The following is a 12,565-nucleotide window of genomic DNA, read 5'->3' as shown; positions in this document are numbered from 1 at the left end:
TTCATGAAAAAATACCTTTCCGTAATATTTGTAATGTTTTTGCTTGCATCATGTATGGATGATGCTGATGAGGTAATTAGCTCAAAGCTCAAATTAGAAGGAGCTTATTTTGAACATACATATGATAATTGCTCTAATGACGGTAATCTAGAATTCAGTTGCACCCAATGGGTTAAATTTCATGAAAATAATAAAGCAGAGGTTTTAATCGGTGGAAATGATATTGTTTGGCAAGCTACCTATAGCATTAGTGATAAGGAAGTTTATCTGATTTATGAAAATGAATCACTAAATGAAGATGCCGATGGTTTTAGGATAGCCAATGCTGATACATTGGTCCGATTCGTTTATGATGAAGTTTGGGTTAGAAAAGAAATGAATTAACGCCTACTTGATAATTGCTATCTATAAAACAGTAAAGCATTGCAATAAACTTCAGTGTAAAAAATTGGATATACTAATTCTCAAGATATTTGATTCCGACCAGCTCTTCTGAAACTTTCCAGAGTTTTTCGGCCAGCTCTTTGTCTTGAGCTTTAGTTGTATAGGTGGCCTTACCAGGCTTTCCTTTGTATTCATTGAATCCTGTTGGACCGAAATATTCTCCACCTTCTGCCTCTCCTAAGGCGGCTAATAATGTTGGTTTAGCACCCTCTTTGGGTGAATGGGTGAGGAAAGGGGCTATTGTATATTTCGCTAAATAGTATAAGAATTTCGGGAAGTGACGACTTAGTTCAGTATCAGCAATTCCTGGATGAGCAGCAATTGAGATTGTTCTATGGCCTGCCTTCTCTAATCTCCTTTGAAGCTCAAAAGCGAAAATTAAACAAGCCAGTTTGGATTGACTGTAACCAGCCGAGGCCGAATAGCTTTTCTCAGATTGCAGATCATTAAAGTTTATTTGTCCGTTTTTATGAACCAATGAACTTAAAGAGACTATTCTGGAATGAGGCGTGCTTAATAGATTGTCCAACAATAAACCCGTTAAAAGAAAATGCCCTAAATAGTTAGCGGCAAATTGCAGTTCAAAGCCATCGGTTGTTTTGGAGTAGGGAGGCATCATTACTCCCGCATTGTTAATCAAAACATCCAATCGGTCATATTTTGATTGGTATTCTTTAGCGAACTTTCTTACAGAATCCATGCTGCTTAGGTCAATCTGCATGAATTCTAAATCCGCTTGAGAAACTTCTTCTTTAATTTTAACAATGGCCTTATTCGCTTTATCAGCGTTACGGCAAGCCATTATTACCTTCGCATTCTTCTTAGCGAGTGCAAGGGCAGTTTCAAAACCTAATCCGGCATTGGCTCCAGTAACGATAAAAATTCGCCCGCTTTGGGAAGGAAGTTCTTCTATTATATCCATGATTCACTTACTAAGGATGCTTAAATTTTTTAACCTGACTAAGGATCTGGTTTACAGATTCTTATTGACTATAATTTAAGCTATTTAGTTAAATAAATCTATCAAATACTGAAAATCAATTTATCATCAATCTTCAGGATAGGGAATAAAGACAAAGTTGGTGAAGTCATTATCGATCACAAATAAGCAACAAAACTCATCTGGGTCCTTATAATTTCTCTTAAACTCTTCTACTTTATCTTCAGCTATGATTTTACGGTTTACAAACTCATCCAGATAGGTGATGTTGTAGTTCCATTTTAAGTTCATTTCAGCGGATGCTAAAAGCAACTGACCAATAGGCTGTTCAACTTTACAGATAGGGAATATTGGGTAATCAGAGAAATTTCTTTTGCGAACTGCATAAGCAGCTTCTTTCAAAGTATCCGACACGAGGGCAAAATCCTCAGTAATTGTTCCTAAATATTTTCCGCTTAATTCTGGATCGTTATTCATAACTAATGTGCTTTTACATCATTGCCTCATCGGCAAAGCTAAAAAATTTATTATCGGCAAAAATGATGTGGTCCAAAACAGCAATATCTAGTATGGCACCAGCTTCTTTCATTTTTGCAGTTAAGTTAATATCCGCCTGGCTAGGTTGATTGTTTCCTGACGGATGATTATGTGCTAAAATAATACTTGACGCCAACTCGTCAAGGGCTTCTTTGAAAATCATTTTCACATCAGCTACTGTACCTGAAATACCACCACTGCTAATTTTTTTGAGTGCAATTACCTGATTAGCCCTGTTTAAAAGGATGATCCAAAACTCTTCATGTGGCAAATCAAGCAGATAAGGCGTTAATACTTCATAAGCAGCTTGTGATGAGGTAATTTTAGGTTTAGTAACTACTTCACTTTCTTTTCTTCTTCTGCCTAGCTCTAAGGCTGCTACAATACTAATGGCTTTTGCTTCACCAATACCCTTAAACTTAATTAAATCTTTAACAGTGTATTTTGCCAAGGCATTCAAGTCATTATCTACTGCTGCAAGAATATTCTTGGCTACATCTATAGCGGATAATGATTTGGTGCCAGAGCCTATAAGTATGGCAATTAATTCTGCCTCAGAAAGTACAGACCTTCCTTTGGTCATTAACTTTTCTCTTGGTCTGTCAGCTTCGGCCCACTGTTTTATATTTTGTAGTTTGTCAGGATAAGTCTCTTCCATTCTTATAAATAATAGTAGAAGATAGTTAAATAGAGTAAACTAAAAAAGCCTCAACTATTTTAGCTGAGGCTCTCAAAATATTTTCTGACAGCTAGTACTTATCCTAAAGTAGCAACGTGCTTAGCTAACTTTGACTTATTGTTGTCAGCTTTTTTCTTATGGATAATATTTTTCTTAGCCAATTTATCCAACATTGAGGTAACTGTTTTCAACAACTCCTGCGCCTGCGCCTTGTCAGTTGTAGCTCTTAATCTACGAACATAAGTACGAGTAGTCTTTGCTGCATATCTGTTACGTAAACGCTTAGATGCACTCGAACGAATTCTTTTTAATGCTGACTTGTGATTTGCCATGTTATTTATTTATCAATTGAAATCTTGCTTTCCTTTTTCGGACTGCAAATATAAAAGGAATAGTTTAATCTAACAAAATGATTTTACTATTTCTGCGAATATTTACAGTATAGCAGTATTGTGTCTATGTTGTTGATTTCCAGATTTAAGTCCTGAAAATACAATACAAATTTATATAACTTTGTAGTAAATTATGATCCAATGATTGTAAAAAGATTTATACTTTTAATCTCTTTGATCTGTTTTTTGGCTTTATCTGCTCATAGGATATTATGGGGTTTTTATGCCCATCAGAAGATAAATAGAACTGCAGTTTTCACGCTTCCGCCTGAGATGATTGGCTTCTATAAGTATAATATACAGTATATCACTGAGAATGCGGTAAATCCTGATAAGAGAAGATACGCTGTAAAGGAAGAGGCACCAAGGCATTATATCGATATAGATGTTTATGGTGATAGCGCTATCTACAAAATGCCCAGATACTGGTTTGATGCCGTTAAACAGTATGGGGAAGATTCTTTACAGGCTTATGGCATTGTTCCGTGGCATGTAAACTTAGTTGCTTATCAACTCACTGAGGCTTTTAAAGAAAAGGACAGGGAAAGGATTCTTCGTTTATCAGCCGATTTAGGCCATTACATTGCTGATGCTAATGTACCTCTTCATACCACTGAAAATTACAATGGGCAATTAACAGGTCAATACGGTATACATGGGTTTTGGGAATCAAGGTTGCCCGAGTTATACGTGCAAGACTATGATTTCTTCATTGGCCAGGCGACCTATATTGAAAATACTCAACTTTATATATGGCAAGCTGTAGAGCAGTCACATGCTGCACTCGATTCAGTTTTAACGTATGAGAAGGAACTCACGGCCAGATATCAGCAAGATGAAAAATATAGCTCTGAAATGAGAGGTAATGTAAACACAAAGGTTTACTCCAGAGATTTTTCAAGAGCTTATCATAAAATGCTCTCAGGGCAAGTGGAGCGGCAAATGCGAAAAGCCATTAAAATGGTAGGTGATTTTTGGTATACAGCCTGGGTTAATGCAGGTCAACCAGATTTATCGGATCTTAATTCTAATGACTTCGTGATAGAAGAGATTCTAGTTGAAGAAGATAAAGATTTGAAGCTGAGAAATCATGAAAGTGGCATTGATAATTGATCATAACCTATTATCAATGCCTATTTGGAGTACTTTGACTAACTTGTTAAAAATTAAAAATAGAAAGAATAATATCCCTTAATACCTTTTTTGTTAATCCCTTTAATAATCACTTTACCTTTAATTTCCTCTAATATTTCGGCAAGCTTTTTAGGATCACTAACCTCATTTCCGTTGATTTCTGTGATGATAAATCCTTCATCGATATTTAATCTGCTGAAGAATCCATTTTTTACATCTACAACCCTAACCCCACTGCTAATATTTAAAAGGTTTTGTTCCATTTTAGGCACAGCCTCAAACTCTGCACCTAATGAGTTAGAAAAGAAAGCATCTCTTTTAAGCAGTTGAGTTGTATTTTCGCTATTGGTTAGCACCAGTTGTTTTTCTAAGGTTTTGTTTTTTCTTTCTATTGTGAGGTAAAGTTTATCCCCTGGTGATCTTAAGCTGAGTTTTTCTTCAAAATCAGCATTCGAACTTATTTTCTCACCATTTATACTTCTGATGATATCACCTTTCTGAATATTTGCTTTTTCAGCGGCTCCTTTTTGCTGCAGGTAGCTAACCACAACACCATCTAAATCATCAGTTCCAAGTTTATCAGCATTTTCTGGAGTTAATGCCGTAACATCCGCACCCATAAAAGCTTTTTGGACAGCGCCATATTCGATAATATCATTAGCGATTTTCTTGGCTATGTCAATAGGAACGGCAAAGCCATAACCAGCATATGAGCCTGTTTGCGAAATTATAGCGGTATTAATCCCTACTAGTTCACCTTCAGCATTAACTAATGCACCACCGCTGTTTCCGGGGTTAATGGCTGCATCCGTTTGAATGAATGACTCAATCGGGAAATTACTTTTTAAGATGTTTAACTCACGACCTTTGGCACTTACAATACCGGCAGTAACTGTTGAATTCAAATTAAAAGGATTACCAACAGCAAGTACCCATTCACCTACTTCCACATTTTTAGACGAGCCTATTTGAATGGCTGGTAAATTGTTAGCATCAATTTTTAGTATGGCTAAATCAGTTGAGGGATCTCTGCCTACGAGCTTAGCTTCGTAAATTCTTTTCTTGATTACTACTTCAATTTTATCGGCATCATCAATAACATGGTTATTTGTAAGGATATAACCATTTTCTTTAAAGATTACGCCTGAGCCTGAACCTACTTGTTGCATGGCTCCTCCACCGCCTAGCCATAACTCCAACCATGACGTTCTTCCATATCTTTCTGAAACTGTTTTGATGTAGACTACGCTCTCCGTACTTAGTTTAGAGGCTTTTACAAAATTTTCCCCAGGGAGCTTACTTATCTTTTCTTCTGGCAGTCTATCTACTTCATAAGCTGCAAATGCTGGCGTTAAATTGTTATTATTAGAAATGTTCTGCTCAGAAGTTGGAGGTAGTAATTGAAAAATTAACAAAGCACCCAAAACTCCTCCTGTAAAGCCTAAAAGTAAAGTCTTTAAATTCTTTGTCATGATAGTTTAAAAGTTTGATTTATTTTTTTGACCTGCAAAGAAAACGAATGAATGCATCTTAAGTTATCATAAAATGAAAAAAGGCTAACCAATTCTGGCTAGCCTTACAAAGAATATTCATCATTCAATCATTTTCAACCTAAACAAAAATTATAAGAATAGATTCTCAATTCTTTGTTTGTCTTTATTAGCCTCCGGCTCTATTTAATTCATCAAGATTTGTATTTCTCTGACGCGCCTTAAACTCTTCACCCTTGCTGAATTTGTATCTTAATGAGAAGCCGACACTTTGCTGCCCAAAATATTGATTTATGTCATTGATGTTTCCAGCAAAATTCGAGTTACCATGCCACTGTCTTGTTCTCAAGACATCAGAGAAATTCAAAGAGGCGTCCAGTTTGCCATCAAAAAATGATTTTTTGAAACCTAAGTCAATACCCCATTGGGCATCAATTTCATACACTCCCCATACCAAACCAGAACGGTAATCGGCATTTAATTCTATTCTGTACTTTCCTGGGAGAGAAAATGTATTGCTAGTTCTAAGCATGTAAGTAGTTTGTTTATTTTCCCTTTTGATGCTGTCGATGGTAAATTCAAAATCCTGATGAAAAACAGTAACATTATTGTTGATGCCCCACCACTTGAAAGGTTGAAATGGTATTACCGCAGTTCCTGAATAATTATAACTTTGGCTCATGTTCTCCTGCATGAAAACTGTGGTGCCATCTTCCGCATTCTGAAATGGTATTTCAGTAATTACATCACTTGTTTTTGACGCATTTAATACAAGATTAAACTGCTTATAAAATGTTTGAGTAACGCCAAATGAATGCGAAATTTGCGGCCTTAAATACGGATTGCCCTGAGCAGTAGTTTTAGGGTCCAGATAAAAAATAAATGGATTCAAATTGTCGTAATCAGGCCTGTCAATTCTTTTGCTATAGTTGTAGTTAACCTGATAATTATCAGAAATAGTCTGTTGCACAAATACGCTCGGGAACCAGTTGAAATAGTCTCTCGGAGTAACCTGATTTTTAGTGATAGATTCTCCTTCTGAATAAGTTTGCTCAGCTCTTAACCCTAATTGATATGATAATTTCGGATTGATTCTTCCTGAAATGCTTGTGTAAGCTGCCAGAATCTGCTCACTGTAAATGAAGTGATTAGATCTGTTCTCATCAAATTGGCTTTGATTATCTACTATTTCATAAAACTTCAGGTTATTATTTGAAGTAACAGAACTAGCTTTTACTCCAGTTTCAACTTTGTATTTCTTAAATAATTTCGTTTCGAAGTCAATTTGACCGGAGTAGATGTCATATGAATTGGGGTTGTCTGTCTTCAACAGATCAGATTTTACTGGGTTGTTCGGAGCACCAGCTACGTAATATTCGTTAGCAAATGTAGAGTTCCCTTGATTGGCTAACCTAATAAAATTGAAGTCTGTTGAGATTTTTGTTCCATTTGTATCCAGCTTATAGGTATAGTGAATATTAGCCCTGGAATGCATAAATCTGTTTTTTATATTGTTGTTGGTGATAAGGGTAGTATCAATATTATTAGTTGTTAATAAAGTATTGAAATCAAACTGATCAACAGCATCCTGAGCGTAGATATTAAACATTACACCTAAAGATTGTCTGTCGTTAAAATCGTAATCAGTACCTAGTCTGATTGTAGGTGCTAATCGGATGTTTTCTTGGTGGCCATCCTGATCAAAGATTGAAGGATTGCCCTCTGTATCGCGTACAACTCTATAAAGATGTGCATCTCTTAGTCTGGTTCTTTGAGACAAGTCGGCATTTACAAAGCTGTTCCAGTTACCTTTTTTATGATTAATTCTAACACCTGTTTCATATCCTAATAAGCCGTTATATCTGGCACCTGCGTTTACACTTCCATTTACACCTCTTATGGTATTTTTCTTAAGTGTGATATTAATAATTCCTGAATTACCTTGTGCATCGTATTTGGCAGACGGATTAGTAATTATTTCAATATTCTTAAGATTCTCTGCGGACATACCTTGAAGCATAGACCTTAAATCTTCGGCTGAAAGATAGGTTAATCTGCCATCGATCATTATTTGAACTCCTTCTTTTCCATTTAGCTGAATATTCCCGTCCTGATCGACAAATACACCAGGAGATTTCTCAATAACTTCATATACTGAAGAACCTGCGGCCAAGGCAGTACCTTCAACAGATACCACCATTTTATCGGCTTCCATCATTACTTGAGGTCTTAATGCTGTAACCTCCACCTCGCCTAATACTGCCAGGTCATCAGTCATTTCAATCTTATCTAACTGAAGAATGGGGTTAGATGCACTTAAAGTGTACTTGGCTGATTGAAAGGTTTGATAACCAACAGCAGATATCTTAAGAAAAAAGGCTTTGTCAAAAGGTGCTTTTACCATGAAATTACCATCAGCGCTACTAACTGATCCTGTAATCATGCTGCTGTCAGGCAGTGAGTATAATACTACATTCGCGAATGGTACGGCTTGATTATCTTTGTCCGTCAATAAACCAGTAACCTGGCCAGTTTGTGCTTTGCTAAATGCCGACAACAAAAGAAATCCTAATGTTGCCATCAAAAATGTGTGTCGTGTAATTAAGTTTGTCATGAGTAGGTTTTGTTTAATAAGTATGAGCTATCAGCCCTTGAGATGTCAGGTGAGGTTCGCGAAGCCCCACCTAACAAATAAGAGTTTTCATGTTCATGGCTTAATAGTATGATGTTCATTTGGCTTAGTTAGATGCACAGGATGTGCCATATTCCATAAGTGGGGCTTAGTTGGTATAAATGGAATAATTTTTAGAAATGACTGAAATGAGTGTTCATAAATGTACAGTAGGTGCAAATAATTGCGAACACTTTAAATAAAAAATGCCCGAAACAGAAGTCTGTTCCGAGCATTAATAAGAGATGAATTTTGCTTTATGAAATAATTTTCAGCTCTTTTCCTATTTCTACTATGGTGTCCATAGTGTATTTGAGCTGTTCTTTTGTAAAGCCTGCTGTTATGGATAGTCTCACGCGGGTTAACTTGCGTGGTACAGCAGGGTAGGGTACCGGATTCACAAAAATATTCTTTTCATGCAACCTATATGTCATTTCTTTTACAAGCACGTCATCTCCTATAATAATAGGGAAGATGGCCGTTTCGGCATTTCCGATGTCAAAACCGGCATCCTGCAGTCGTTTTTTTACATAATGGATATTTTTCCAAAGCGCATCAATTGGAGCTTTATTATCTGTGATTAATTCCAACGCCTGAAGCGAAGCTATTACAGAAGGTATAAAAGGAGATGTTGAAAACATATAAGACCGACTCGTATATTTGAGGTAATTTATGAGTTTCTCTGAGCCGGTTACATATCCTCCTACTGAACCAACAGCCTTGCTCAGGGTTCCAGTTACAATATCTACTTTACCTTCTAAATTAAAATGTGAAAGAGTTCCTTTTCCGTTTTCACCTATAACCCCGGTGGCATGAGCTTCATCTACTAAAACCCAGGCACCATAAAAATGTGCAACGTCTAAAATTTCGGGCAATCTGGCAATATCTCCATCCATGGAATACACCCCATCCAGAATAACCAATTTATTGATGTAGTCGTTTTGCACACTCTTTAAAACTTTCTCAAGGGATTCAGGGCTGTTGTGCTGAAAGAATTTCTTATTTGAACCTCTGCTACCATCTATGAGGCTGGCATGCGCAAACATATCGTATATGGCTATGTCTTTTTTTCCAATCAAAGCTGAAATTGTTCCATAATTGGCACCATAACCAGAGCTGTACACTATGGAAGATTGCATACCTTTCATTTCAGCAATTTTGATCTGGAGTTTTTCAATAATATCCATTGAGCCGCTTAGCAGGGGGACGCCTCCTGCTCCTCCTGAGCCATATTTTACCGATTCGCGTTGTATTCTACCCCATATTTCAGGGTTTTGCGTCATGTTTAAGTAGTCATTGGAAGCGAAATTTAGCATCTCCCTGATTTCACCTGTGTCAGGGTCTTTTACTTTGGTCAATACTTTTGATCCATTTTGTGACTGGCGCTCATATAAAAATCTGTTTTTTCTTCTCATATCGGTAAACCAGCTGTTCATCATATCAATGCGAGAAGCCCACTCTGCGTGTTCCAGTTTAGGATCACCTGTGAAATTGTATAGAGAGTATTTATTGGCATCTATATCACCTTCAGGTGATACTTCAAAAAACAGATGGTCGAGGTAATCTTCTTCAAAAAGATGATAAGCCTTCTGAAAGGTTTTGTTGTCTGACATTGTAAGTTGGGTTTTGGTTAAATTCATGGTACTTGTTATTTTTTTAAAAGCATCATGAACAGTAAAAATATGCTTTTACTATACTATTTAAAGTGTTGCTAATTAAAATTGTTGTAATAAACTAAAATTATATAATCGCTTAGTTATGAAAGCGTTTATTCTTGCTGAAAAGCTTACAAGGGGAATGCAAAACCGTCTTTTTTTTGTATAATCGGACAATGTTTCAACTAAAACCAAATTTTCATGAAATTTCAAACCAAAAATAACCTTGACAGAGTTATTTGTACTACTGAATACCAAGAAGAAAACAACTGGATCTATTGCGACTGGGAAGGTTATGCTAATGTAGACGCCATGAAATCATGGGGTGAAGATTATCTACAACTCGTGAAAAAAACCAAATGTGCCTTTTTATTAAATGATGACAGTAAATCAACGGGACCATGGACTCAAGCACTTGAATGGATTGAAAGCTACTTAATTCCGAATGTAATAGAGGCTGGTTTAAAATATTATGCACACATAGTTTCTGCCAATACTTTCTCGGAAATGTCAGCTAAAGAGTTAAATGTAAAGATAGGTGGTGCTTTAGAAATGGCGACTTTCAAAAGTTTAGATGATGCCAAAGAATGGCTTAAAAGTAAGCAATAGGCATTGTGAAAAGGCTGGTGGATTTCATCAGCCTTTTACTTTAATCTAATTTTAATTCACACCTTTGATTATTTAAAAGTTTAATTTCTGCATCTAAATTGAATCTGTTCTTCTCTTCATCCATTGCCTGAGAAAGATCTTTTTTCAACTTTCTTCTTTTAATAGACTCTGTAAATCTGCGCACATCTGTTGAAGATTTTAGAAGAAGGGGAGGCACAGTTTCTAAATTGCCATCCTCATCTTTAGCCACCATGGTTACATAACTTGTATTGGTATGTTTTACAATACCTGTTTTAACATTTTCAGCTATCACTTTAATGCCTATTACCATGCTTGAGTTACCTACATAATTAACTGAGGCAAGCATAGAAACTAAATCACCTACTTCTACAGGTTGTAGAAAATCTACATTGTCCACAGATACAGTTACACAATAAGCTCCACTATGTTTGGAAGCACATGCATAAGCTACTTTATCCATTAGCGATAGCAATATGCCACCATGTATTTTTCCGCCAAAGTTGGCGTAAGATGGAATCATCAGTTCAGTAATAGTGGTTCGTGAATAATCTACAGATTTAGCTCCACCTATGTTTATATCCTTCATTTTTCACTTTTCTTGATTAAAACTTCAATATACAATTTATCAAATTGAAAGTCTCTTTTAACAATTCCGCCAATTGCTAGTTTAATTATTAAACTTTTTAATTATGAAAATTTTTCTCCCCCTTATTTTTTTATTTACCACAATTGTACCTTTCAATCACCAATCCTCAGAACTGGAAAAAGCTGAGAAGGAATTTGCCAAGAGGTATGATAAAATGTCCGAGGGAATGGCTGACCCTATACATGTGGACAAAGCAATTGAATATTACCTGAAAGCAAAGGATTCTCCTGAAAAATATGCAGGCTTGTTAGAAGCGTATGAATTTAAAGGTAGTTGGACAAGTGTTGATGATGAAACAGCCAGAGCTACTTATAAAAAAGGAATAGACATTGGTGAGAAGGCCAAAGAAATGTATCCTAATGATGCGGGTGTACTTTACTGGTATATTGCTAATTTCTCCCGTTGGGGTGATTTAATTCCTATCACCGAAGCTGCTGATGAAGGTATTTTAGATGAAGTGAAAACCATTTGTGAGAAGGTTATTGAACTCGATCCGGAGTATCACCAAGCTGGAGCATTAAGATTATTGGGCGGAATTCATTTAAAAGCACCTGATATTCCTTTTGTACTTACCTGGCCATCAGATGAGAAAGCAGAAGAGATGTTGACTAAAGCCTATGAAATTGCTCCTCAACATACTGCTAACGCTTATTACTACGCTAAAATGTTGCTTAATGAAGATAGAGATAGTGAGGCAAAAGAAGTACTGATAAAATTAATGAAAGGAGCTCCGCGAGAAATGTATGTGCTAGTTGATGAAAAGTTTATAAGGAAGGGCAAAGAACTTTATGATTCGGAATTTTAGGTATTAATAGCTCTATAAAAGAAAAAGCTCCTTATTAGGAGCTTTTTTTATTATTTGATAGAGTATTTAGCTAATCGTTTTTTAAGTTCATCTCTGTCAGATGTGATGCTCGGATCACTAAATATTCCTTTAGATAATTCAGAAACAGCTTTTTTCTTATAACCAAGTCTCTCTGCAATCTCTTGGCAGAAAACTATCTCGCTTTTGTACACCTTACCATCTATTTTCATCAATTGAATAATGTTATACAAATATTCAAAACGCTGATCGTCTGATAAAGTCTCCAGGTTTTGGATAGGCTCCGGATTTTTCATCATGGCATAAATCTCATCCTCAGTTATACCATTAGCTTTACCAATTTTTTCAATAAGGTTAGCTTCTTTATCAGCCAATTCATTATCAATAGTGGCTAGTTTAATCAAAATTTTTAGTTGTTCTTTTAGCATGATTTTAGCGTTTGACCTGGTTAAAGTTTTAGGTTATTCAAATACTGACTACGATTTTTAACGTATTGCCAATAAATATAACAATACTTTTCAAAA

Annotated in this window: 13 protein-coding genes; 4 read left to right on the top strand and 9 right to left on the bottom strand. The window is 36.0% G+C overall.

Going from position 1 to position 12,565, the window contains the following annotated elements; translation table 11 throughout:
- Nucleotides 1-3: 3 nt before the first annotated feature.
- Nucleotides 4-384, top strand: coding sequence for a hypothetical protein (locus tag JKP34_RS15405; RefSeq protein WP_201923426.1), 381 nt, complete (start codon nucleotides 4-6; stop codon nucleotides 382-384).
- Nucleotides 385-457: 73 nt separating this feature from the next.
- Here JKP34_RS15405 and JKP34_RS15400 read toward each other — a convergent pair whose 3' ends face one another.
- The 4 genes from JKP34_RS15400 to rpsT all read right to left on the bottom strand — a co-directional run bounded on the left by JKP34_RS15400 (nucleotide 458) and on the right by rpsT (nucleotide 2,932).
- A complete protein-coding gene (locus JKP34_RS15400) occupies nucleotides 458-1,366 on the bottom strand; it encodes an oxidoreductase (protein ID WP_201923424.1) in 909 nt (302 codons plus the stop codon).
- A 126-nt stretch (nucleotides 1,367-1,492) separates the two neighbouring features.
- A complete protein-coding gene (locus JKP34_RS15395; RefSeq protein WP_201923422.1) occupies nucleotides 1,493-1,861 on the bottom strand; it encodes a hypothetical protein in 369 nt (122 codons plus the stop codon).
- 13 nt (nucleotides 1,862-1,874) lie between these two features.
- The gene (gene radC, locus JKP34_RS15390; protein ID WP_201923420.1) at nucleotides 1,875-2,579 is read right to left on the bottom strand and encodes a RadC family protein; all 705 of its coding nucleotides are present in this window, start codon (nucleotides 2,577-2,579) and stop codon (nucleotides 1,875-1,877) included.
- A gap of 98 nt (nucleotides 2,580-2,677) precedes the next feature.
- Entirely contained in the window at nucleotides 2,678-2,932 is a 255-nt protein-coding gene (gene rpsT, locus JKP34_RS15385; RefSeq protein ID WP_201923418.1) for a 30S ribosomal protein S20, read from the bottom strand.
- Between the two features lie 201 nt (nucleotides 2,933-3,133).
- On the opposite strand from rpsT, the gene JKP34_RS15380 reads away from it, so the two are divergent.
- Complete coding sequence (locus tag JKP34_RS15380; RefSeq protein ID WP_236665023.1) at nucleotides 3,134-4,105, top strand: zinc dependent phospholipase C family protein; 972 nt, start codon at nucleotides 3,134-3,136, stop codon at nucleotides 4,103-4,105.
- A 53-nt stretch (nucleotides 4,106-4,158) separates the two neighbouring features.
- Here JKP34_RS15380 and JKP34_RS15375 read toward each other — a convergent pair whose 3' ends face one another.
- The 3 genes from JKP34_RS15375 to JKP34_RS15365 all read right to left on the bottom strand — a co-directional run bounded on the left by JKP34_RS15375 (nucleotide 4,159) and on the right by JKP34_RS15365 (nucleotide 9,900).
- Nucleotides 4,159-5,598 carry a trypsin-like peptidase domain-containing protein gene (locus JKP34_RS15375; protein WP_201923416.1) on the bottom strand — a complete coding sequence of 480 codons (1,440 nt, stop codon included), beginning with the start codon at nucleotides 5,596-5,598 and terminating at the stop codon, nucleotides 4,159-4,161.
- A gap of 187 nt (nucleotides 5,599-5,785) precedes the next feature.
- Nucleotides 5,786-8,230: an outer membrane beta-barrel protein gene (locus JKP34_RS15370; RefSeq protein WP_201923414.1), complete on the bottom strand. Its 2,445-nt coding sequence runs from the start codon at nucleotides 8,228-8,230 to the stop codon at nucleotides 5,786-5,788.
- 314 nt (nucleotides 8,231-8,544) lie between these two features.
- On the bottom strand, nucleotides 8,545-9,900 hold the full coding sequence (locus tag JKP34_RS15365; RefSeq protein ID WP_201923412.1) for an aminotransferase class I/II-fold pyridoxal phosphate-dependent enzyme: 1,356 nt from the start codon (nucleotides 9,898-9,900) through the stop codon (nucleotides 8,545-8,547).
- 243 nt (nucleotides 9,901-10,143) lie between these two features.
- On the opposite strand from JKP34_RS15365, the gene JKP34_RS15360 reads away from it, so the two are divergent.
- Nucleotides 10,144-10,551, top strand: coding sequence for a hypothetical protein (locus JKP34_RS15360; protein ID WP_201923410.1), 408 nt, complete (start codon nucleotides 10,144-10,146; stop codon nucleotides 10,549-10,551).
- A gap of 40 nt (nucleotides 10,552-10,591) precedes the next feature.
- Here the strand turns inward: JKP34_RS15360 and JKP34_RS15355 are convergent, their stop codons facing one another.
- The gene (locus JKP34_RS15355) at nucleotides 10,592-11,158 is read right to left on the bottom strand and encodes an acyl-CoA thioesterase (RefSeq protein ID WP_201923408.1); all 567 of its coding nucleotides are present in this window, start codon (nucleotides 11,156-11,158) and stop codon (nucleotides 10,592-10,594) included.
- Between the two features lie 103 nt (nucleotides 11,159-11,261).
- On the opposite strand from JKP34_RS15355, the gene JKP34_RS15350 reads away from it, so the two are divergent.
- Complete coding sequence (locus tag JKP34_RS15350) at nucleotides 11,262-12,023, top strand: tetratricopeptide repeat protein (RefSeq protein WP_201923406.1); 762 nt, start codon at nucleotides 11,262-11,264, stop codon at nucleotides 12,021-12,023.
- A gap of 50 nt (nucleotides 12,024-12,073) precedes the next feature.
- Here the strand turns inward: JKP34_RS15350 and JKP34_RS15345 are convergent, their stop codons facing one another.
- Nucleotides 12,074-12,469, bottom strand: coding sequence for a TerB family tellurite resistance protein (locus JKP34_RS15345; protein ID WP_201923404.1), 396 nt, complete (start codon nucleotides 12,467-12,469; stop codon nucleotides 12,074-12,076).
- Nucleotides 12,470-12,565: the final 96 nt, after the last annotated feature.

The organism is Marivirga atlantica, from assembly GCF_016734805.1.
GTDB lineage: Bacteria > Bacteroidota > Bacteroidia > Cytophagales > Cyclobacteriaceae > Marivirga > Marivirga atlantica.
Note: the sequence above shows the minus strand (reverse complement) of the source record. Positions and strands in the feature narration are given on the sequence as shown.